Origin of the sequence: Prescottella equi (genome assembly GCF_020171745.1) — a bacterium.
GTDB classification, from domain to species: Bacteria; Actinomycetota; Actinomycetes; order Mycobacteriales; family Mycobacteriaceae; genus Prescottella; species Prescottella equi_A.
This window is the reverse complement of the sequence record NZ_JAIVAH010000025.1, coordinates 98,920-120,127: the sequence shown is the minus strand read 5'-3', so window position 1 is coordinate 120,127 and position 21,208 is coordinate 98,920. Positions and strand designations below refer to the sequence as shown.

The 21,208-nt window shown below is 65.9% G+C and carries 18 protein-coding genes and 2 pseudogenes; 9 read left to right on the top strand and 11 right to left on the bottom strand.

Annotated features, from left to right (window positions below; translation table 11 throughout):
• Positions 1-4: 4 nt before the first annotated feature.
• From LCL87_RS21055 to LCL87_RS21020, 8 genes are all read right to left on the bottom strand, one after another.
• Entirely contained in the window at positions 5-3,160 is a 3,156-nt protein-coding gene (locus LCL87_RS21055; protein ID WP_225023387.1) for a helicase-related protein, read from the bottom strand.
• On the bottom strand, positions 3,157-4,908 hold the full coding sequence (locus LCL87_RS21050; protein WP_225023386.1) for a phospholipase D family protein: 1,752 nt from the start codon (positions 4,906-4,908) through the stop codon (positions 3,157-3,159). Before LCL87_RS21050 ends, LCL87_RS21055 begins: the two co-directional genes overlap by 4 nt.
• Complete coding sequence (locus tag LCL87_RS21045) at positions 4,895-6,112, bottom strand: DUF6361 family protein (protein WP_225023385.1); 1,218 nt, start codon at positions 6,110-6,112, stop codon at positions 4,895-4,897. The genes LCL87_RS21050 and LCL87_RS21045 overlap by 14 nt, the downstream gene beginning before the upstream one ends.
• Positions 6,113-6,183: 71 nt before the next feature.
• Positions 6,184-6,627 carry a phosphorothioated DNA-binding restriction endonuclease family protein gene (locus tag LCL87_RS21040; RefSeq protein ID WP_225023384.1) on the bottom strand — a complete coding sequence of 148 codons (444 nt, stop codon included), beginning with the start codon at positions 6,625-6,627 and terminating at the stop codon, positions 6,184-6,186.
• Positions 6,624-6,914: a ScoMcrA-related endonuclease gene (locus tag LCL87_RS21035; RefSeq protein ID WP_225023383.1), complete on the bottom strand. Its 291-nt coding sequence runs from the start codon at positions 6,912-6,914 to the stop codon at positions 6,624-6,626. The genes LCL87_RS21040 and LCL87_RS21035 overlap by 4 nt, the downstream gene beginning before the upstream one ends.
• Positions 6,915-6,972: 58 nt before the next feature.
• A complete protein-coding gene (locus LCL87_RS21030; protein ID WP_225023382.1) occupies positions 6,973-7,680 on the bottom strand; it encodes a hypothetical protein in 708 nt (235 codons plus the stop codon).
• Between the two features lie 47 nt (positions 7,681-7,727).
• Positions 7,728-10,121 carry a TPR repeat domain-containing protein gene (locus LCL87_RS21025; RefSeq protein ID WP_225023381.1) on the bottom strand — a complete coding sequence of 798 codons (2,394 nt, stop codon included), beginning with the start codon at positions 10,119-10,121 and terminating at the stop codon, positions 7,728-7,730.
• Positions 10,121-10,402, bottom strand: coding sequence for a hypothetical protein (locus LCL87_RS21020; protein WP_225023380.1), 282 nt, complete (start codon positions 10,400-10,402; stop codon positions 10,121-10,123). Before LCL87_RS21020 ends, LCL87_RS21025 begins: the two co-directional genes overlap by 1 nt.
• 161 nt (positions 10,403-10,563) lie before the next feature.
• On the opposite strand from LCL87_RS21020, the gene LCL87_RS21015 reads away from it, so the two are divergent.
• The 3 genes from LCL87_RS21015 (at position 10,564) to LCL87_RS21005 (ending at position 13,200) form a co-directional block, all read left to right on the top strand.
• Positions 10,564-11,388, top strand: coding sequence for a hypothetical protein (locus LCL87_RS21015; protein WP_225023379.1), 825 nt, complete (start codon positions 10,564-10,566; stop codon positions 11,386-11,388).
• Between the two features lie 100 nt (positions 11,389-11,488).
• Positions 11,489-12,112: a nicotinamide riboside transporter PnuC gene (gene pnuC, locus LCL87_RS21010; RefSeq protein ID WP_225023378.1), complete on the top strand. Its 624-nt coding sequence runs from the start codon at positions 11,489-11,491 to the stop codon at positions 12,110-12,112.
• A complete protein-coding gene (locus LCL87_RS21005; RefSeq protein ID WP_225023377.1) occupies positions 12,112-13,200 on the top strand; it encodes an AAA family ATPase in 1,089 nt (362 codons plus the stop codon). The genes pnuC and LCL87_RS21005 overlap by 1 nt, the downstream gene beginning before the upstream one ends.
• 14 nt (positions 13,201-13,214) lie before the next feature.
• Here the strand turns inward: LCL87_RS21005 and LCL87_RS21000 are convergent.
• A pseudogene (locus LCL87_RS21000) lies at positions 13,215-13,448 on the bottom strand (FAD-linked oxidase C-terminal domain-containing protein); the annotation flags it as partial.
• Between the two features lie 1,268 nt (positions 13,449-14,716).
• Here LCL87_RS21000 and LCL87_RS20995 point away from each other — a divergent pair.
• Positions 14,717-15,553 (top strand): hypothetical protein, encoded by an 837-nt coding sequence (locus LCL87_RS20995; protein WP_225023376.1) that lies wholly within the window; start codon positions 14,717-14,719, stop codon positions 15,551-15,553.
• Between the two features lie 411 nt (positions 15,554-15,964).
• Here the strand turns inward: LCL87_RS20995 and LCL87_RS20990 are convergent, their stop codons facing one another.
• Entirely contained in the window at positions 15,965-17,344 is a 1,380-nt protein-coding gene (locus LCL87_RS20990; RefSeq protein ID WP_225023375.1) for an FAD-linked oxidase C-terminal domain-containing protein, read from the bottom strand.
• A 93-nt stretch (positions 17,345-17,437) separates the two neighbouring features.
• On the opposite strand from LCL87_RS20990, the gene LCL87_RS20985 reads away from it, so the two are divergent.
• Both LCL87_RS20985 and LCL87_RS20980 read left to right on the top strand, forming a co-directional pair.
• Positions 17,438-18,061 carry a maleylpyruvate isomerase N-terminal domain-containing protein gene (locus tag LCL87_RS20985; RefSeq protein ID WP_225023374.1) on the top strand — a complete coding sequence of 208 codons (624 nt, stop codon included), beginning with the start codon at positions 17,438-17,440 and terminating at the stop codon, positions 18,059-18,061.
• A 19-nt stretch (positions 18,062-18,080) separates the two neighbouring features.
• A pseudogene (locus LCL87_RS20980) lies at positions 18,081-18,512 on the top strand (DUF429 domain-containing protein); the annotation flags it as partial.
• Between the two features lie 207 nt (positions 18,513-18,719).
• Here LCL87_RS20980 and LCL87_RS20975 read toward each other — a convergent pair.
• Complete coding sequence (locus tag LCL87_RS20975; protein ID WP_225023373.1) at positions 18,720-19,484, bottom strand: hypothetical protein; 765 nt, start codon at positions 19,482-19,484, stop codon at positions 18,720-18,722.
• 352 nt (positions 19,485-19,836) lie between these two features.
• Here LCL87_RS20975 and LCL87_RS20970 point away from each other — a divergent pair, with 352 nt between their 5' ends.
• The 3 genes from LCL87_RS20970 (at position 19,837) to LCL87_RS20960 (ending at position 21,191) form a co-directional block, all read left to right on the top strand.
• Entirely contained in the window at positions 19,837-20,130 is a 294-nt protein-coding gene (locus LCL87_RS20970) for a hypothetical protein (RefSeq protein WP_225023372.1), read from the top strand.
• Between the two features lie 137 nt (positions 20,131-20,267).
• Positions 20,268-20,792 carry a DUF3558 domain-containing protein gene (locus LCL87_RS20965; RefSeq protein WP_225023371.1) on the top strand — a complete coding sequence of 175 codons (525 nt, stop codon included), beginning with the start codon at positions 20,268-20,270 and terminating at the stop codon, positions 20,790-20,792.
• A 138-nt stretch (positions 20,793-20,930) separates the two neighbouring features.
• Entirely contained in the window at positions 20,931-21,191 is a 261-nt protein-coding gene (locus LCL87_RS20960; protein ID WP_225023370.1) for a hypothetical protein, read from the top strand.
• Positions 21,192-21,208: the final 17 nt, after the last annotated feature.

Genomic DNA, 21,208 nt, shown 5'->3' with positions numbered 1-21,208 from the left:
TGACTCAGCTCGGTGGGCGCAAGTTAAGTCGCAGGTTCGCGGCGCTCTCGTCGTCGACCCTGTCCGCTTCGAGCAGAGCCATCAAGTCCTCCTGCCGCGGCTGCCCGAAGGCGAGTCGATAGCGAGCAACATCCGACTTGATTCGTTCGAGCCGGCGCGTGTCGCGGCTCAGTCGGTAGGGCATGACGTCACGGATCACTTTGTGTGGCCCGGGATGGATCCAGTCGGGGATGAGACCGTCCAGGCCCGGTTCTGGGAGCCCGTACGCGGCGGCCCACGGGCTGGCCTCCGCGGACCCGAGGATCTCCGTGGCGTGGGCGGCGACGATGTTGCGGCGCACCGCGTGGCCGCGGAAGCGGTTCACCCGACCGTCACGCTGCTCGAAGTCGACCGGATTGCTCGGGGTGTTCCAGTGCGCGACGTTGTGGCACCACGGGTGGAAGTCGATACCCTCCTGACCCGCGCTCGTGGATACCAGCACGAACGGCCAGAACGGGCTGTTGAACGACTTGCGGATGTCGGACGGGCGGAAGGACTCGTCGGTGGCCTTCGAGCCGTACTGCATCGCGAACCGCGCCGGGAACCGGATCGGCGGATGCTCGCCGAGCGGGTCCGTCGCCTGGTATCGCGCGGGCCGCAGCGACATCGCCTGCGCGGCAGTCTCCGCGAGGACGCGCAGGCCGTTGTCGTCCACTGACTGCAAACCGAGGTCGGTGGCGAGGTGGAAGAGGTACTCGTCGAGCAGTGCCTGAAGGTTGCCGTCGGCGCAATAGCGCAGCACCTTCTGCCAGTACGACCCCTCCGGATACTCGCGGTCGAGCAGCAGGATCGACTGCCAGCGGTTGAACGTGCTCCGCAGCCCGGACGCCACCACCGCTGCCGCGAGCCACCGCCCCTCCTCGGTGGCTGTCGAGGGGAGCCCGAGCCGGCCGAGCGCGCGCCAGGCGCAGTTCGCGGGCGAGTGCATGCCCAGCTGCGCGGTCACCGCGGCGAGATCTGCGGGAATGTGCGTGGGGCCATCGGCGGTCAGGTTCCGGAGTTCGCTGAGATACGGGCGGAGCTGGGTGCCCTCATCCTCCGACGGGTCGTGGCCGTGCAGCGCGCCGGCGAGGTCCGCCGGCGAAATCGATGTCAACAGGTTGGTCAGACCCGGCTCCTGCGACAGCGGCCACGCCCAGTACTGATGCTGATGCTCGCTGGCATTGTTCGTCGGCACGCCCTGCAGGTCGTCCCGCAGCGATGCGGCCACCTGCGCCTCGGCGTCGGCTGCACTCACGACCGCGCGAACGCCGCGGGCCGCGGCGAGTGGATCTGACCGCTCGGCAAGATGCGGCATCGGCCAGAACAGCGCCAGCGCCGTCATCCGCTCGGCTCGGCCGTCCCGCACCCGGAAGTCCAGGCGGGGCGGGACCACCGGCGACTCGTCGTCGCCGAACAGGCGAGCACCAATCTGCTCCAGGTTCTGGGATCGGTCCGACGCCTTGGTCGTGGTCTCGGCAATCCGGCGATCCGCGTCGTAGCTGAGCAGCGACGCCACCGCGGGCGGCGTCGACGACCACGCCGAGAAAACGAGCTTCTTCGTCATCGACTCGATCGCCGGGTCGGCGAACACCCCGCCGGGAACGAGGTACGGCAGGCTCGGCGGCACCCACAGCAACTGCTCCCAGCCCGCCGCGTCCCCGGCGAGGCGACGGAATCGGGGGTTACCGGGCGACAGCGATTCGAAGCGCCGCACCGCATCCGGGTCGAGTCGGGTCAGCCGGCCGATCGCGTCGCGGGCGGCCTCGCCGTCCTCGCCGGTCAACGCGTCGGCGAGCTTGCGGCCCAGTTGGTAGGTATCCATGAAGTTCGCGAAGAGCGGCACCGACTTCCAGTAGTCGACGTTTAGTCGTGCGTCGGCGAGGGCCGAGACTTCCTCGAGCGCGACGTAGTCCAGCAGATCGGTGGCGGTGACCCCGTCCACGAGAACCGCACGCTCGTCCACCATGTTGCGGGCCTCGGTGGTTGGCCGCTCGGTGCGGCACATCACATCCAGCAGCAGCTTCTCCAATGCGTCGACGGCGGGACGGGCGTCGGTGCGGCCGACGATCGAGGACCGGAACAGATTGAGCTGTTCGGTCACCTCCTCCGTTAGCCCGGGGCGGGCACCCTTCGCGAGGAAGTTCACGGTGCACAGGAACTGGTCCTGGTGAGACTGACCCGGCTCGGTCTCCGCCGCCAGCGTCAACGGCTTGTACGGCGTGGCAGAGAGCAACAGAACTCGGGCGTCCGGGTAGCCGAAGAGCTGCTCCGCGAGCTTGCCGGCGTCCGTCTTCGTATCGAGCAGATCGGTGAAACGCTGGAACTCGTCGAGGATGATCAGATCCGGCTCGAGCGCCTCGACACCGGCGTGTGCGAGTGCGGTGCGAAGCCGGCCGACGAGGTCTTTGACCATGTCGGGGTCGGGCTTGGGAGGCCTGACGCCCGGGATCCGGCTGGGGAGCAGGTCGGTGAACTCGTCGAGCAGGGTCGTGCCGTTGACGCGTGTCCGAATCGCGGCGACGAACCGCTGCTCGATGCCGAGGTCCAGGCGGTCGGTGTTGGCGGAGATGAAGTTGGAGACGTCGCCGGGGAAACGTGTCGCGTCGACCTGGCCGCGGAGGAGGTTCAATGCCGCGTTCCGTTGTCGTCGCGTCATGTTCAGGTGCCGGTCGAGGAGCCAGAAGAGCAGGGCCCGTTCGTCGCGGCGGCCGGTCTGGTGGCCCTTCTCGAACGACGTGCCCGGCGTCAGGGATACCAGATTGATGGGCTTGCGGCCGTTGTCGCTGCGGTGCTTGAGGTTTCCGCTGTGGACCGCGAGCAGGCCGAGGCGGCCCGGCATCGGGACGTCGGCCCCGCCGGTGACGTTCAGCCGGCGCAGGTTCTGGCGGGCGAGGTCGATGTTGGAGCACACGTAGAGCACATCGATCCGGTCGATGGCGGCGTCGTCCTCGAGGTGTTCGATGGCTCGGGCAATGACACCCCGGGCGACCATGCTCTTACCGAGCCCGGTCTCGTCGGCCACCAGGAAGCGACTGCACCCATCTGGACCGTAGAACCGGTCGACGACGTGCTCGACGGTGTGCTGCTGGAACGGGCGAAGGCCGGCGACGATCGCGTCCGCGTCGAATCCCGTGCTCATCGGGTGGCTCCTTCCTGCAAGGCCTTCGAGGCATCCTCGACGGCGCGCCACAGTTCGCTGAAACCATCCGGGAGCACATTCCGGCCGTCGAGGCGGTCCACGATCCGTCCGATCGCCTCCAGATCTCCGTCCCCGCGCGCCAGTGCCTGCAGCAGCACCTCGAGGACTCCCGAGGCTGCATCCCCGGTAGCACCGCCCGAAGCCGCGGCCGACCACGAAGTTCCCGTGCCGCCGTGGATGCCCTGCACCGATAGCAGCAGCGCGATCAGCTTCAGGAAGTCCTCGGGGGACTTCAGCTGCGCGGCGATGACCTCGTCGAGACGCTCCGGCGGGTCGCCGACGAGGGTGGCGACGACCACCGTCGAAGCGACGAGGCCCTCGGGCGAGGTGACCGTCAGCGTCACGAACGGAGTGATTTCCACCAGGGCGAGCCGCCGGATGCGATGGTCGAGATCGGTGCCGGTGTCGATCCGGACGTTGTTGCCCGGGCGGGTAGACAGCCCGATCGCGAGGGCGAAACCGTCGGGCATGTCGAGCGGCCGGTCGGTGCCCAGGAGTAGATCGAAGCGGTCGGCGTCGGCTACCACCGTGGCGGTGATCGGGACGGCGGCCAGGGCGCGCAGAACGTTCGCCAGTTCCTTCTTCGCGTCCTCGTCCAGATCCGGCGCGGCGCCACCCTCGGCGGGGTAAGGGTTCAGGATCGGGGCCATCCCCTTGTCGCCGAGCAAGGTGTCGATTCCGAATGCCGTGCTGCGCACCGTCATCTCGACGAGAATCTCCACGTTGCGTGTGAAAGCGGGGCCCGTGGCGTTCGCGGAGCCCAGGAACAGGCGAGTCTGGTTCGCGTACTCGACCACGTAGGCCTTGGCGTGCAGGCCTGACAGGACCGAACCGGTGCTATCCGGGTCGGGGATTCCCGCATTGGGGTCGAGGATGTAGGCCTGATCGATGAACTGAGCCCGTTCGGGGTCGAGCTGATCGAAAGCCTCCGGGCGGCTCACCACCGTCAGCCGCTTGATGTCCGCCGAGCACACATTGAGACCGTCGTCGGTGAGGAACGGGGAGACGACAAGCTGGCGGGTGCCGGAGAAGTCGAGCCTCGTCTTGTGACCCGGCACTCCGAGGACGTGGAAGTCGAGAGACTTTGCGTCGTCCGGCAGTTCCCACTGCGCATAGCGAATTGCGTCGGCCAGCGCATTGATGCGCTCGACCCGATCGGCGTCGAGCGGGGACACGGTTGTGCCGTCGGCGGCGAGGTAGTGGAGGAGGTTGCGGAGGGGTGTGTTCGCCTTTTCGCGGCGGTTGCCGTGCCAGCCGTCGAAGGCCGCGACGAGATCCCAGGAGGCGTCGGGCGTGAGGTTGCGGCTTTGGATCAGCAGCCGGTACAACGGTTCCCCGTCCTCGTCGACGTATCGAGCCAGCCAGAGCTTCGGGTGGAACAATCCGCCGCGGGGTGGGTGAACCGCGTGCAGTGACGGCGCCAGGAATTCCATCAGTGCTGACGGCGTGGAGGGCACCTTCACCTGACCGCACTGGTGGAACAGGTCGATGTTCGTGATGCTCGAGTGCACCGCCGCGAGCATGGCGAGCGGGTCGCGGGAATCCCCATACTCGGCGAAGGCAAGCGGCGGCAGCAGCGCGGATTCGAGATCGACGGTGAAGGTGGTGCCCACCAGGTGGTCGAGTCGCCGACCCGCGCCGGGCCGCAGCTGTTCGAGGAAAGTCGCACGGTTGTCAGGAGTCAGCACGGCCCAGCCCCTCGAAGATATCGGTGACGATCCGACGCGCCTGGAACCACCGGTACACCAAAGGTGTCGTCCCGGACGCGCCTCGCCACGTGGCAAGCAGTTTGTCGTTGCGCAGGCGCGACTGCCCGCGCTTGTTCTGGAACTCGCGATCTGACACCAGCCGCCGCAGTGCGGGGTTGGTCGCGAGGGTGTGGCAGTCCTGTGACTGGACTGCATTGACCCAGCTTTCGACGAACTGTGTTGTGGCAGGGGATATGCGCGGTGCCTTCAGCGCGACCAGCGGCCACACGTCGCTCACCTGCCACGCGGCGACCTCGCCGCGGCGTGCCTCGCACTCCACGGCCCACTCGTCGAGCTCCTCGCGGTAGTAGTCGACCGGGGCATCGAGTGAGGTGAACCCGAGTTCTTCGTACCGTTCGGCCAGCATCAGGTTGTAGAGCAGCCGGGCACCCTGGAGCACCAACGAGAACATCTCGGCGTGGTGGACGAGGTCACGCAGCTCAGCCGGGGCCGCGGCGAGATCGTCGACGTCCCACGGCGCCGACCACTCGGCATCCGGAGCGTCACCCTTCCGGAGTAGGTGCGACAGCAGGGAGTGCTCGAACTGGGGGTGCGGTTTCGCGGTTGCCATCTGTTCCCGCAACCACGCCGCCTCGGTGGCGGTCAGGTCGAAACCTCCGGGCACCGTCTTGGGGTAGCCGTCGGGAGCCTTTGGCGGGCAGTACCAATCGGCGGCGCCGGCCTCGTCGGGATGATCGTCGTGCACGCGGCCGCGGTGGGCCTGCTGGAGTCCGGAGGGGCGGACGTCCGACCTCAGAATCCCGAAGGTCTTCAAGCCGGTCCAATAGATGCTCGACGGCAGTACCTTCACCGCGGCCCCGGCCCGGCGGCCGATCAGCCCGTCGGTCGCGCCCTGCGAGTTCAGGATGCTCACGAGTCGACGTTCCTCGTCCGCAGCACGCGCGGCCAGTTCGGCACCTGCGTGTCGACGGGAGGCGCGCTGATAGGTCCACGGTACGAACAGCAGGTAGCGCGCCCGAGTCTGAACCGTCGAGATTCCCGGGAACAGCAAGTCTCCGAGTGCGTCCCGAATCTGGCCGATCCCGAGATCGTCGAGGGTGTCCGAGTCGCTGAGCATCTTGATGAGCTCACGCATCTGGCGTTCCTCGTCCGCGGACGTGTCGAGCCATGCGATCAAGGACATGGGCAGCCTTTCGTGGTGGTGTTCATCATCGGCGGGGGGTAGCTACTAGGTTCTGGCGGCTCAGAAAGGGCCTAAAGGTCTGATACCGAGAGCGCCTTCAATAGCGTCGGATACGCAGAATGATTGCCGATGACCCGGGAGATGCTCTCGACGGCCTGCCCGGCGAACCCGGCGTCGTCGCGAACGCGGTCATAGGCGGCGACGCTCAGACCCGCGGCCAGATCGTGCTTCGCGACGAGCTTGTACGGGATCGTGGCTTCGAGCTCCCACCATGGTGACTGCCCGAGCGCCACCCATGGATTGGCCGGATTCGGTGGAGTTTTGGCGAGTGCGAACGGGGCGAGCGCTCGCCTCAGTTCGTCCTGCACCTCTCCGAACCTGGGCATCCGGGGCTTGCCGATGTGCGCCCGGTCGATCGCCCACAACAGGACCACGTACTGATACGGCGCCGGCTGGCCCTTGTAGATCTGAACCTTTATCTGGTGCAGAGATGCCAGTAGCTCCTCACCGGTCACCGGGCGCGGGCCTGCGCGGAGTCGACGACGAACCCGAGATTGCTCAGAGTTCGAACCACGGTGCGCACACCACCGCTGAAGTCGCGTCCGGTCCAGAACGTTCCCGTCGCGAAGCCGTGCGCCACGCCGACGATCGCCTTCGAGTCGTACCACCGGCCGTCGTGCGACAGGCGATAGATGCGAGCGACACTGAAGCCGTACTTCTCCAGGAACGCCTCCTGGCCGAGTGCGTCGTACTCGTCGATCGCCGTCAGCACCGAGGCGCGTGTGATGTCTGTCAAAGCCACGGGCACACGGTAATACGTGTGTGGTCACGCGCCGCGATGGGTCCTGGATCCGGAACGCTCACCAGCCCGGGTAGAAGGGCTCGATCACGGGCGGGTCAGCTTCGGTGCGGTTCGGTGCCGGCGGGTTCGGCCCACCCCAGCGTTGCGTGGCCCAGGGCAGGCAGGCGTCATAGCTGGGGCGAGCGTACTCGAGTTCGTAGTGGGTGATGCGCCAGTCGCCGAAGACGTTGTCTGCGGGGCGGGGTGCGCGACCTTCGGGTCCGGTCATCGGGGGCAGCAACGGGGTTTCGAGGTCGACATCGTCGATGCGATCGGTCCAACCAGGAGCGGGTGTATCTGGCTTCTCGACGGTGACTCGGGTGGCCCACAGTGTGCCGGAGGCGTAATTGCGGGCGAGGGGAAAGCGGCCGTCGGTGGGTTGGGAGACGTCGGTGTCGTCGGTGCACACGATGGCGTCGACTCTTTGCTCGGTGGCCTGCTCCAGTAGCAAATTCAGGCGCAAAGTTCCGATCGGCCCGACCGTGTTGTCGAGTGCGTTGACCGCTATGGCAGTCGCATTGGGGCCTGCGGCTTCGAGGTATCCGGGGTACGTGTAGCGGCGTCCGATGCCAAGTGCGATTAGATTGTTCTCTGCCGCCGCCCGGATGACGGAGATCGGCGGCGAGTCCAGATCGAGGTCCTCTGTGTTGCTCCACTGGAACGCGACCGACCACGATCTGGTTGGGGCGGCAGGTGTTTCGGCTGTCGAGCTACAGCCGACACACATCAGTGTGAGAGCGAGTGCGATTGCTGCAGCGGGGTTGTGCGGGGTTCTCAACGCTGCACCTGAGGGTCAGCCAGGATCCTGTTTTCGTAGTGGGCTGCATCGGATGTGTACTCCTGCAGATTGCCCCGCCACTCGTCGAGCGGCCCGTTGAACCGCTCCAGCCTCAGGCCACCGCGATCCAGCGCTTCTTCCGCGATTGTGCGCAGTTCGACGGCCGTGGTGAGTCGACCATCGGTCGCCACGATTTCGCTGTAGCTGCGGAGCCTGCCATCGTCTACCCAGTCGCTTGGTATCAACGGATCCCCGTCGCTCAAGAGTTCGTCGAGAACGCTCGGATCCTTCGCCGCGACGGCCTCGAGGACGTGGTAAGCCCGCTGCCCTGCAAGTAGGTTGTCGCTTACGTCGAACGATTCCGCGGGCAGACCCGACTTCTCCGGTGTGATCCCCGCCTGCACAACCGACGACGCAATGTCGAGTGGGATGGTCGCCGGCCCGCCGAGTCCCACCACGGTCTTGGTGGCGACGTCGATAGCGAGCGTGGTTCTGTCAGCGGACTGCTCGGCCGCAGCCGCGTCATCCAGCCCGCGGTCGTATGCTTCCGCGCGCAGACCCTGATCCATGTAGCCGAGGAGGCGTCCGCTCGCCTCCCCGAGCTGGTACCGGATGACGCTGGATTCGCCGTGGAGTTCGCCGAACCGCCCGGCATAGTCGTTGGTGCGCTCGACGATGGCGCCGTTGAAGAGGGCGGACGCCGTTGGATCGGTGTTCATCAGCGTGGCCAATCGAATCGACCGGATATCGCCGCCCTCGCCGACGGCGGCTTCCCGGTCGAAGCCGTGTGTCTGCAACTCGGGTGCGCGCGCGATGTCTCCGAGATAGGGCGTGACCGCCTGCGCGATCTGCTGAGTCAGGGCGGGGTTGACCTCGCCGAGTGAACGTCCATCGTGACCGGGCAGGTTCATCATCGATTCGAATCGGCCCGACGTTCCGTCCGTGATCAGCGAGATCAGTCCGGTCGCCGCCCGGCCCGCCTGCTCGGACTGCGCGACAGAGACCTCGGCGCCGGGGATCGCGTTGTCGCCGATCCAGCCGAACAGGTTCGGCGCGCCGCGATCGTCGGACCAATCGAACTGCAGGAGCGGGGTAACGGAGTTCGAGGGCTTGTAGTCGCTGTCGAGCGGTACGCGATCCGAGCCCTCGCCGGTGAGCAGCTGGGTGATCGCCTCATGGTTTCGGCCGGAGACCTCGAGATAGTCGCGCATCGACTGCTCGACCAACTCGGGGGCGGCGCCGGAGAGCGCTGTTCCCTCAGCCAGATTCGCGGCTTGGCGGGTCAGCTCTCGCGCCATCTCGATGCCCGGGGCGTAGCCCGGCTCGGACTCCTTCAACAGTTCCCCGAGACGCCGGGTGTCCTCGTGGAAGCGGTACTGGTCACCGAGTGCCCCCGACTCGCCGGGAAAGCGGATCGCGTTGGCCTCGGCGCCGTGCGTCCGCGTCGAGATCACCTCTCGAAGATCTGCCGGCAGCTGGTCGTACGAGCCGGGCGAGCGCAACGACCCGTCCGGGTTGTAACCGCTGCCGATGTTCTCGTTCGAGACCACCATCAGCCCGTTGGCCAGCGAGTTCAGGGCGCGGCCGGCGTTCGGATCGCCACCGGCTTCCTGCGCCCGCAGATGATCGCCGAGCGCCAGGATCCCGTCCTTGCCGGCCGTGCGGTACAACTCGGCGTAATAGTCGCGCACCGACTGCGGCAGCGTGCCGACCTGGCCGCCGGCCGCGAGCGCATCTAGTTCCGCGGTAGTCAGGCCTTGTACCGGCAGCTGGCCGGCGATTCGGTCGAGCGTCTCGACGTCCCCGGCTGCGGCGGCTGTCGCGAGCGCTTGGCCGTCCTCGCGTCCGAGCCCGCCGGCGCCGTCCGCGATCGACTCGGAGGGGTCGCCACCGGAACCGATCAGATCACCGCGCGCGAGGATGCGCTGCGCCGCATCCTCGATCAGGCGCGCCACCTCGGTGTCCTCGCATGCCAGGGCCGCGGCGGCGCCCGCGACCGCGTCGCGGTGGGCGAGCAGGAGTTCCGCGGAGGCAACCGCGTCGCCCACTACGGTCCAGTCGTCGAGCACGGTGCACCCGTCGGCGAGGGCCGCCTCGACCCGCGACAGTGCAACATCCCGTGCCCAGTACAACCGCTGCGCACCCTCGTCGAGGATCTTGGCCAGGTCGAGGACGTCATTGGAGACGGACTGGCCTGCCGCTCGCTCGGCGTCGACGCGATCGCGGGCGGCGTCGTAGGCGACGCCCGACCAGTCGTGGCTCAGCTCGTCCATCGCCCGTGACGTCGCGGCCAGTTCGTCGACGAACCGGGAGTCGGCGTCAGCGGTGCGGGTCGCGGCGTCGGACAGCAGCGCGGTATTCCAGGACCGCACCTCGGACAGGCTGGGCATCAGTCCACTCCGCCCATCGCGCCGAGTCGGGCGGTGAAGTCGGATTCCGTGACGTCGTACTCGTCGGCGTTGCCCCGAGCGATCACGGCCATCTGCCGCAACCGGTCCGCGACCCGGAGATAGGCGCCTTCGACAAACTCGACGGCCTGATTACAGGCTGTAGCTGCGGCGGAACCTGGAAGCCGGACGCCCGGACCGATCACGGCGATGGCGTCGACCGCATCGCCGGCGCCGTCCATGGTCGATGCGAACGCACGCAGCCGCGCGGAGTCCACCTTCATGCGATTCCCCCTCGATACCGGCGACCTCCCCTGATCGCACCGGTTCGGTCGCCAATGTACCGAATGACGCGCGGCGGCCCCCTCGGCGGTTGGCGCCAGACTTCGGGGCGACCGTAGTGTGGCCCCGCCGCGCAACGCTCGTCGGCGGCGAAGGGGGAGACATGAAGTCATCCGATGACACGCACAGGGTGGGGGAGTGGCCGAGCGCGTCGTTCTCGTTGCGTGAATGGGCCGCGATCGTGGTCCTCCTCGCAATCGGTTGCGGTGCAATCATTATGGGCGTCGCCGGTGGCATCGATGGTAGGACGATGGTGCTGCGATACAGTGCGGCCTACGGGTGTCTCGCCCTTCTCGTTGCGGCGTTCGGGGTTCTGACGAGGTGGCCCCGTTCCGGGGGTGCGGTGCGCTGCACTCCGGTGGAGTCGGGGACGGCCACGGAGATTCGGCAGTCTCGCGGATTGTGGGCGGTGTTGGTGGCAATGACGGCGTGCTGTGCGGCTATCACCGCCGGTCCGGCCGTCGAGATCTATCTCAGCGTGGGGACGTCCGGAGTACCCGGCGCGACGGTGGTTTTCGGTGTGGTCGGAGCGTTGTTGGGGTCCTTCCTCGTTCTGGTGGTGTTGCGACGGGTTCGACGGGGCTCGGTGCTGCTCATTCCCGACGGGGTTCGTCATCGCGGCTGGAGTTTCGACTCTTACCTGCCGTGGGAATCGGTGGCGGGTGTGCAGCCGGCCCACAGCGGGCACCGGATGATCCTGCTGATCGGGTTCACGAACGCGCAGTGGACCCGCCGGTACACCACACCGATCTGGCGAATCGACAAACTGCCCCCGGTTCCGATGATCGAGCTCGACTGCCGCAAGTTCGCGATGGACGACGTGCTGCTGCTTCACTTCGTGCGCTTCTACGCGAACGATCCCGCAATGCGCGGCGAGCTCGGGACCGACGCTGCCCAAGACCGTTTCGCGTTGCGCGACTTCACGTGAGAGCGGTGTCGGGACGGGAGGTCCGGACGGCCGGGCATCCCTCGGTAAGAGTTAGCGCAAATGTGCGCTAATGTGATGGGCGTTGAGCCGAGGAGGAGTGATGATCGATTTCCTGAACTCGACGGCGTTCACCGCATTCGGTGCGCCGACGAGTTGGGCGGAGGTGCTGGGCTTCGTGACCGGAGCCTGGTGTGTGTGGTTGGTGGGCCGCCAGTCGATCTGGAACTGGCCGATCGGGATCGCCAACAATCTGGTGTGGATCCTTCTGTTCGCTACCGCAGGACTTTTCGCGGACTCGGCGCTCCAGGTCGTCTACATCGCGCTCGCGGTGTGGGGGTGGCGGAACTGGGTGCAGGGGCGCGCGGGAGATGCCCTGCCGGTCACCGGCACCTCCGGGGCCGAATGGATGTGGCTCGCCGCCGCGGGCATTGCCGGAACCGGCGTGCTGACAGTGCTTCTCGACACCGCGACGTCATCGACGGTGCCGTTCTGGGATGCGGTCACCACCGTCCTGTCGCTGCTGGCTACATGGGGGCAGGCGACTAAGCGGTGGGAGTCGTGGCTGCTGTGGATCGCCGCGGACCTGATCTACATCCCGCTGTACGTGCACAAGGGGTTGACGCTGACGGCGCTGCTCTACGCCGGGTTCTTGCTGCTGTGCATTCGCGGCCTCCTCGCGTGGCGACGCAGTCGGGCAACCGATCCCGTGTTGGCGGTGGCGTGATGGCCGCGCCCTACCGGCACGCCCTGGTGATCGGCAAGTTCTATCCACCGCACCTCGGACACCACCACCTGGTCCGATCGGCCGCGCGGATCGCAGACCGCGTGACGGTCGTGGTGATGGCGTCGGCGGCGGAGTCGATCCCGCTCGCCGACAGGGTGTCCTGGATGCGGCAGAGCCACGCGGAAGACGCGGCGGTGCAGATCACGGGGATCGCCTGCGACGCCCCGATGGACCTCGAATCGACCGCGGTGTGGGCGGCGCAGGTCGCCTGCATGCGCGCCGCTGTCCGTCAGGTCGACGCCACCCCGATCGACGCGGTGGTGTCGAGCGAGAAGTACGGCGACGAGCTCGCACAGTGGTTCTCGGCCACCCACGTGTGCGTCGATCCCGACCGGATCGCGCACCCCGTATCGGGCACCGGGTGCCGCGCGGACCTCTCTGGGCACTGGGATCGGCTGGACGAGCCCGCACGCGCCGGGCTGACGACCCGCGTCGTGGTGCTCGGCGCCGAATCGACCGGAACCACCACCGTCAGTCGCGCACTGGCGCAGCACTACCGAGACCGTGGCGGCGTGTGGTCGGGGACCGGCTGGGTGCCCGAATACGGGCGGCAGGCCACTCTGGACAAGCTGGCCAGCCTGCGTGCGGCGCACCCCGAGGCTGCGATGGAAGAACTGGAATGGACCGGCGACGATTTCGCGGACATCGCCGCGGAACAGGCGCGGATCGAGGAAGCCGCCGCCCGAGCCGGCTCGCCGGTACTGATCTGCGACACCGACAGTTTCGCCACCACCGTCTGGGAGCGGCGCTACCTCGGAACCGGCAGTGGGCGCGCCTGGGAGGGCTTGGTCGACCGGTCGGCAATCTACCTGCTCACCGATCACGTCGGCGTCCCCTTCGTGCAGGACGGCATCCGCGACGGCGAGCATGTGCGGGCCGAGATGACGCGGTGGTTCGAGGACGCGCTGACGGCGACCGGGCGGTCGTGGGTGCTGCTCACCGGACCGCTGTCGGAGCGGGTGGATCTCGCGGAGCGGGTGACCGATCTTGCACTGGCGCAACGGTCGACGTTCGGGTCGTCGCTGTAGAACCCGGGTCGGGACAGGACGGCACCTGGATTGAGGATCCCCAGCGGATCCAGCGCGTTCTTGACCCGCCGATTCAGCTCCATGACGTCCTCGCCGAGCTGGCCAGGCAACCATTCTCGCTTGAGCCGCCCGACGCCATGCTCACCGGAGATGCTGCCGCCCAGGGCGATCGCGAGATCCATGACGCGACTGAACGCTACGCGGGCGCGTTGGGTCATGTCGGGGTCGGTGGGGTCGAAGACGATAAGGCTTGGATCTTGGCGTCGCCGGTGCATTCGGCAGCGGCCTTCTTCACCTCCTCGCGGCGCAGTACTCAAACGCATCAAAGAGTTTGGCAGATCCGCTCAGTCGCTCACAGAGGCGAACAGTTCCGGATCGGTGATGGAGCCGGCTCCCCTCCGTGCCGGGTCTGGATCACTTCGGACACGAACGCTACACCGCATCAGGTTCCGTACCGCTGATAGTGGTGCATCGGTGACCGGTCCGACCAGTAGGCGCCAGCATAGTGGCACCAGTACCCGTGCTTGGGTAGATTCCACCGGTGGCGCAGGAATGGCGTCCAGATCGGCGTAGCGTCCGCAATGTGTGGGCTCCAGTACGCCTGACCCGTCGCACTCAACGCGTACTTCCAGCTCCTGACTCAGGTAATCGATGCCGCCGAGGTCGAAAGACCACTGCGAGCGGGCCATCGATCTGTCCCACCTCATAACGGGCACGGGGGATCCACGTATGCACGTGACCACGTACGGTTCTCGGATGAGCACTTCGGCCGAAGCCGCCTCGGGGGGTCGGTGGTGGTCAGCGTAGCTGCGATTGTCGGCACGCCCTGCGACGAACAGAGTTGCGGAGCGGGTCTGAGCAATGTTGGTAGTTCTATTTCCGACCCTCCCGATTGTGGTAGCGCAGTTGAACCGTGGTGAAACCCCGGCGATATCGCGTAGCTGCTGCTTGGAGGCTTGGTGGGATCGGTCGCCATCAATCAGGCGACGACTGCGCACTGGCTGTACTCCGACAGGCCTGATGCGTGTGGACGAGCCCCAAAGGTAGCCTGTCTCTACTTGGCTAGCGATCTGCCGAGCAAGTCCAGCGCCGGATCCATTCGGGCGTATCAATCAGGCTTCGCGATGCTCAACTTCGCGCAATCTGTCCCCAACGCGTGGTGGCTGGCGTGCTCATAGATCGGTTAAGGGCTTAGCGGACTCAGCGACCGATCCTGCGCTGGATTCTGACGTGGACACTGGGAATGCGTCTAGGGGCAGCCATAGCAGGATCGTGTCGCGCTAGAGGGAAGGGATTTGGCGTGGTTGCAAGGAATGCATGAGGATGCAACGGGTTGCAGGGGCGGGATGGTGGCGAAGCATGGGCTAGCCGCAGACTTTCGGGCGATGTAGATCGCATGAAGTCTGGGTATCGCTGCAGTTAGAAGCTGTTTTGGTGCACATTCGCCCGCCGGGCTTGGGGCGGTGCGATGTTGTCTCATATGATGATCATTCATTTCGTATCGCAAGGGGGCTAGGTGTCTTCAATCGGGTTGCAGCTGTCAACCGAGCTCGTCGATTTCACACCATCGATCGCGGCCGAGTATCTACAGGTCAACACCCATAACCGCAGCAAGACGCAATCGCGCATCGATCAGTACAAGAACGACATGCTAGCTGGCCGATGGGCGATGAACGGTGAGGCTATCAAGATTTCCGATACCGGTGTCCTGTTGGACGGCCAGCATCGGCTGCAAGCGGTCGCAGATATTGACGTCCCAGGGTTTAGTGTTCAGATGCTCGTCATTCGTGGGCTGCCGATGGAGTCCCAGATGACGATGGATCAAGGGGGAGTGAGGCATGCGCATCAGCAACTTTCCCTTGCTGGCGTACAGGCCGACGGCACTATGGCCGCCGCGATACGGCTGTACATGAGATGGGAACAGGGCAAGCTATTCGGCGATCAAGTCCGTTCAAAGACAACGACGGCCGAGGTTGTGGACTGGGCGCTGAACAATGACTGGGCAGTGGACATCGGGCGCAAGTTCACAGCAGATGGATTCCGCAAGATTCGGTGTCAGCCATCGGTATCTATGGGAGTTGCTCTCAAGTTGTACCGCATAGATGCGCAGGCGGCGGATCGCTTCTTCTCCAAGCTTCTCAACGGTGACTCGCTTGAAGTGGGGAACCCGATCCTGACATTGAGGGAACGATTGGGGCGGATCAAGGAATCGAAGACCAACGAGCCGGAGCGTGACATGATCGCGTTCTTCGTGCTGGCCTGGAACGCTTGGCGTCAAAGCAAGTCGATGACGAAGTTTCAGCGTCCGCGCGGGGGATCTTGGACGCCGGACAACTTTCCACATCCCGTGTGAGCTGAAGCGATCTGATCTGACCGTCCTTGAATGGGGCTCCGACGCGGACCTCGCTCGACTCGAGGGGCACGATCTCGCGCATGCTCGGCTCGGTTATCGACGCGGAGGATGCCGCGCAGGAGACAACTGCGCGCTGGTACGCCCTCACTGGGTGAGCAGTGTGAAGCCATCGGTTCGGTAATCCACGGGGCTGTCTAAATGCGGTGGCCAGTCGCGTCTACCTTGACATGCTCGGTTCGGCTCGCGCTCGCCGCGAGCGATTCACCGGGGCTGGTCAATGGGCAACCCGGTTTGGTCGCCCGGTGGGGGCGCGACGCTCGCGTTCCTTGCTTCGACGCGGGCGACGCACGTATCCGCTCGATTTGAGCTGTCCGCAAGCCCGACAAACTCAGCGGCTGGACGCGAATGGCGTCAGCCGAGCACCGCGCCGGGGTTGAGGATCCCCAGTGGATCGAGTGCCGATTTGACCCGCCGGTTCAGCTTCATGACGTCCTCACCGAGCTGCCCAGGCAGCCAGTCCCGCTTGAGCCGTCCGACGCCGTGTTCTCCGGAGATGGTGCCGCCCAGTGCGATTGCCAGCTCCATGACGCGGGCGAAGGCGGTGCGGGCGCGGTCGGTCATGTCGGGGTCGGTGGGGTCGAAGACGATCAACGGGTGGGTGTTGCCGTCGCCTGCGTGGGCGACGGTGCAGATGAGGACGTCGCAGTCCTCGGCGATCGCCTCCACGCCGGTGATGAGCGCGGGCAGCTGCTGCATCGGCACGCCGACGTCCTCGAGCAGCAGGCTGCCCATCGCCTGCACGGCGGGGAAGACGGATCGCCTAGCGGCGGTGAAGGCGTCGCCCTCGGCGGCGTCGTCGGTCGCGAACACCTCCGTCGCACCGTTCTTTTCGCACGCTGCGACGATGGTCGCGATCTCCTGAGCACCGGCGGCGCCGGGCGCGTCGGACTGGGCGAGCAGCAGCGCGCGGGTGTTGCGGTCCAGGCCCATCCGGACCGCGTCCTCGACCGCGTTGATGCTCGCGTGGTCCATGAACTCGAGCATCGCCGGCCGCATTTCCCGGGTGATCGCGAGGACCGCGTCGGCCGCGGACTCGACGGACGGGAACGACGCGACCACCGTTGACGCCGGCGGCTGCGCGGGGATCAGCCGCAGCGTTAGCTCGGTGATGATGCCGAGGGTGCCCTCGCTGCCGACGAACAGCTTGGTCAGCGACAGTCCGGCTACGTCCTTGAGGAGTGGCCCGCCCAACCGGACGGCGGTGCCGTCGGCGAGGACCACCTGCATGCCGAGCACGTAGTCGGTGGTCACCCCGTACTTGACGCAGCACAGGCCGCCCGCGTTGGTGGCCGCGTTGCCGCCGATCGAGCAGATCTCGTACGACGACGGGTCCGGCGGATACCAGAGCCCGTGCTCGGCGGCGGCCTTCTTCACCTCGGCGTTGAGTAGGCCGGGCTGGGTGACGGTGACCCGGGTCACGGGGTCGACGGTGATCTCCCGCATCCGCTCGGTGCTCAGCACGATCCCGCCGCCCACAGCGCTCGACCCGCCGGACAGCCCGGAGCCCGCGCCGCGCGGCACCACCGCGATCCGGTGCTCGGACGCCCACCGCATCACCGCCTGCACGTCCTCGGTGCAGGTCGCGCGGACCACCGCGATCGGGGTGCCGGCGTTCGGGTCGGCGGCCCAGTCCTGGCGGTAGCCGGCGGTCATGTCCGGGTCGGTCAGCACCGCGCCGTCGGGCAGCGCGCCGATGAGTTGGTCGAGAACAGCCGGGTCCACCGTCGTCATGCGTCCATCATGCCCCCGCGTGCCGGATTTGCGACCGAAGGTAACGACCGGGCGATAACGTCGAAGCGACCGTACGTCGACGAGGGGGTTGTGGTGGCGGAGTTCGAGCAGGACCGGGATCTGTTGATCCGACTGTGGCGGATGTGGGCCAAGCGGGCCTCGGAGCTGTCCGACAAGCAGTGGACGACGGAGACCCGGCTGCCGGGTTGGACCGTTTGTGACGTGTACGTGCACGTCACCCCCGACGTCCTGATCGCGATGCTCGCCGAGCCCGCCGCCGACGGCGACGCGAAGATCACGAGCGCCGCGGACATGCTTCGCGTCTTCAACGCCGACCCGGCCGCCACCGAGCCGCTGCACGCGCAGCTCGCCGAGATGGTCCGTCAGATGGCCGCCGACGTCGATCGCGGGACCATCGTCGAGCGTTTCGAGACCGAGTTGCCCGACGCGTTCGAACGGCTCACCGGACTGAGCCGCGACACCGACATCGCGCACCCAATCCTGGAGTCGGTCTCGCTCGGCGCCTTCCTCGACATGGCGATCATGGAAGCGACGGTGCATTGGCTCGACGTGATCGACGCGGTCGGCGGTGATCAGCCCGAGGCGATGGCGCTCGAACGGGCACGCGACGTCCTCGCCGCGGTGCCCGATCCACTGGCGTTCGTCGAGGCGGCGTCGGGGCGGTCCACTGGCGCGGTCCTGCCGGTGATGCGTTGAGGGCCGATAACGTCGCGGCATGAGGACTGTCGGTATCGACCTTGCGGCCGAACCCGCGAAAACTGCTGTCGCGACCATCGATTGGGGTGAGCGCTCCGCTCGGGTCGTCGGCCTGAAGCTCGGAGCGACGAACGACGACCTTGTCGAAGCGGTCCGGGGTGCCGACAGATCCGGAATCGACGCGCCGTTCGGGTGGCCGGACGCGTTCGTCGACTTCGTTCTCGCGCATCACAATCGGGAACCACGCCGCGAGCTCGAACTGAGCAGTCGTGCCGGTCGGCTGCCGCTGGTTCGACGGCGGACGGACCGTGTGGTGCACGAGGTGACGGGAATCGTGCCGCTCAGCGTGTCGGCCGACCTGATCGCACACGTGGCGTTGCGGTGCGCTGGGCTGCTGGCGCGGCTTGCGGTCGAGGGCGTCGACACGGATCGCGTGAACCGCATCGTGATTTAGGCGTACTCGGCGGCCGCGCTGCAGCAGTGGAGGGTGTCCACCCATTCGTGCTCGTTGTGTTCACCAATTGCGATAGCAACGTGGTCGCTGCCGCCTCGATTGGTGGTTGCGGGCCGATGTCTCGCGATCTGCGTAGTCTCGACCGCTGTCGGATAGTTGCCGGACATCACATCGCCAGTCGCAGCGGGGTCGACGGGTCGCCAGTCAGGACGACATCGCCCCATAGTCGGGCTTCGTGAGTTCGAGGCTAGCCAGGTGCTTCTGCAGTCGATTCGACATCGGCAGGAATGTCGCGAGGGTGAGTCCCCCGGAGAACACCGCTCCGATGACCGGTACGACCTTCGCTACCGCCCCCGCGTAGACACGCTTTGTCATCGTGACGCCGAGCATGGTCGCGACCTTCTTGACTACGGGGTACAGCGTCCCCTTGGTCAGCGCCTGCTGGGGCAACTTTTTGACTACTTGCCTCGCCATCATGTCGGCGACCTTCGCCACGCCGGCCTGGGCGACCTGAACCCCAAACATGACGCCGACAAACAGAGTGAGGATGCCCTCGGTGGCTTCATCGATGCCGTCGCTCTTGTCGGTGAATAGGTCCGGCCAGCTGTAGATATAGGCGAGCTTCTGGGCGATGCGTAGTACGTGACCGAAGTACTGGACCACATCGGCGGGCACAGTGCCGAGCATCGCCACACCGCCAGGAATCCCTGCGGCCGTAGACAACGCAGTCACTTTGCTCGTCTCGAACTTGATCGAGGTCTTCGCCACCTTAGTGATCACGTCATTTGGGATGCCCGCGGCGGCTGGACTGGTAGCGATCGCGCGCTCGATCTGCTCATCGGTGCAGTACCGCTTCAGCGCAGCACGCAGGTAGGCCCTACGGTCGATTCGGGCACCGGGGAGTTGCGCGGAGGCCTCTAGTGTCTGCGTGAACTTCGATCCGGGCTCCACCTGCGTTCTCGTCGACATGCGATGAACATATAGCACCATCATCGTGGATCGTGTGCTGCCGCCCGGGCATCACTGGTATCGGGGACTTGCCCGGCTTGTTTTACGCCGTCGCCTACAGGGAAACAACTGATTTGAAGCGAGAGCGGTGCGACGTGGCGGTGCCGCCGGATGGTGGTGCGTCGACTATTCGTACCAACGTCTTTCGGAATGATGCGCGGCCTGACCCCCGTGAGTAGGTTGTGAAGCTGGCGACGGTCCTGAGCCCCTAAACCCCGGAGTAGTCAATCGTGACGGAACTCGTACGGCCTGGTTTGTGCCAGCTCTGCGGCATCGGGTGAACTGGGCTTCGAACTTGGGATAGCAAGAAAGTGTGCCGCTCGCTGTGAAGAGTTTGGTTGGTCAACTTCAGGCCATTAAGGATCGGGCGTTGGTGCCGGCCACGATCGATGGGTTCGGGGAGCACCTTTCCTCCGCGGGTTGTCCTTGCAGCCAAGTTCGAGCGCAGGCCTCGGCCGGGGAATACTCACTCGACCAAGCGCTGGCCGATCACATCGCTGAGGTTGAGCAGATGCGAGACGTCTACCTCGCCGTTGAGAACCGCTACACCGCAGCGGATGAAGCGAACACCGCAGCCTTGGCGGGCTCCGCCTCCGCGATGGAGTAGGTCTCGTCGCCGGCGGTGGGGTGTTCCGAGATTGCCGGTGCAACCGTTTGCCGGTGCTGTGAACTCGATGGAACCAGAAGTGTCGGCTCGGCGTCTGATTAGAGTGAAGTGGTCTGGAAGTAGGGGAGGAGGTCCGGATGCGAGTTACCGTTGCGATCGTGCTGATCGGTGCTGGTCTGCTGTTGGCGGGGTGTGGGTCGGGAACTGTGCCGGGCGATGCTGGTGCCGAGGGAACTGCTGTGGGGGAGGCCGCGTTCAGTCCGTGTGAGGACATTCCCGACCAGGTATTGATTGATCTTGGCCTAGACCCTGCGACCGAATCGCCCGAGATCATGGGTATTAAGCAGCCGGGTTGGAAGATTTGCAAGTGGCAAGGTGCAGGACCTGCCCTTGGAGTCGCTGCCACGAACTACACGTTGGGCGACGTGCGGGAGAACGCCCGCAACACGGAGTTCAACGAGATCGAAGTCTCGGGTCGAAAGGGTCTGACGTACAGGGAAACCACTGACCGGGAACGTCGAAGTTGCGACGTAGCACTGGCGACCGGTGGTGGCGTAGCAATCATCTCGGTTACGTACCTGGGCGTGGATCCGGTGGTCGAAGATCCGTGTCTCGTTGCAGTCCGGCGCGCGGACAATATTGCTCAGTACATTCCTGCATAGCGTCAAACTGTTCGAGGGGGAGCATTGGACATGTCTGGATGGCGTCAACTGGGCGAATCTGTTGCCACAGGGGATCTGAGCATCGAGCGAGGGACCGCCCAACGCTGTGCGGAGCGATGCAGTGCACTCGTAGCCCGATTGAAGGACATTCAGTATGAGTCCAAATGGCTGGGGAAGGTCGAGGGTTTCGGCGACAAGCTGCCTTCGGGCATTGCACTTGCCGCCAAGTTTGAGCGCAAGGCGTTGGGAGGAGACTACTCGTTGGACCAAGCCCTTTCCGAGCACATCGCCGAGATCGAACAGATGCGCGACGTCTTCCTGGCCATTGAAAGCCGCTTCGCCGCAGCGGAGGAAGCGAACACCGCCGCCGCAAGTGCTGTCGAATCGCAGATCAACTAGAGCTTCCGGGGCCGTGC

Excerpts from the sequence above, each read along its gene's own strand:
- LCL87_RS21025 (WP_225023381.1), bottom strand. The coding sequence starts at position 10,121 with ATGCCCAGCCTGTCCGAGGTGCGGTCCTGGAATACCGCGCTGCTGTCC.
- LCL87_RS20975 (WP_225023373.1), bottom strand. The coding sequence starts at position 19,484 with ATGTCGACGAGAACGCAGGTGGAGCCCGGATCGAAGTTCACGCAGACA.
- LCL87_RS21020 (WP_225023380.1), bottom strand. The coding sequence starts at position 10,402 with ATGAAGGTGGACTCCGCGCGGCTGCGTGCGTTCGCATCGACCATGGAC.
- LCL87_RS20990 (WP_225023375.1), bottom strand. The coding sequence starts at position 17,344 with ATGACGACGGTGGACCCGGCTGTTCTCGACCAACTCATCGGCGCGCTG.
- LCL87_RS21045 (WP_225023385.1), bottom strand. The coding sequence starts at position 6,112 with ATGTCCTTGATCGCATGGCTCGACACGTCCGCGGACGAGGAACGCCAG.
- LCL87_RS21005 (WP_225023377.1), top strand. The coding sequence starts at position 12,112 with ATGGCCGCGCCCTACCGGCACGCCCTGGTGATCGGCAAGTTCTATCCA.
- LCL87_RS21030 (WP_225023382.1), bottom strand. The coding sequence starts at position 7,680 with ATGTGTGTCGGCTGTAGCTCGACAGCCGAAACACCTGCCGCCCCAACC.
- LCL87_RS21055 (WP_225023387.1), bottom strand. The coding sequence starts at position 3,160 with ATGAGCACGGGATTCGACGCGGACGCGATCGTCGCCGGCCTTCGCCCG.
- pnuC (WP_225023378.1), top strand. The coding sequence starts at position 11,489 with ATGATCGATTTCCTGAACTCGACGGCGTTCACCGCATTCGGTGCGCCG.
- LCL87_RS21015 (WP_225023379.1), top strand. The coding sequence starts at position 10,564 with ATGAAGTCATCCGATGACACGCACAGGGTGGGGGAGTGGCCGAGCGCG.
- LCL87_RS20965 (WP_225023371.1), top strand. The coding sequence starts at position 20,268 with ATGCGAGTTACCGTTGCGATCGTGCTGATCGGTGCTGGTCTGCTGTTG.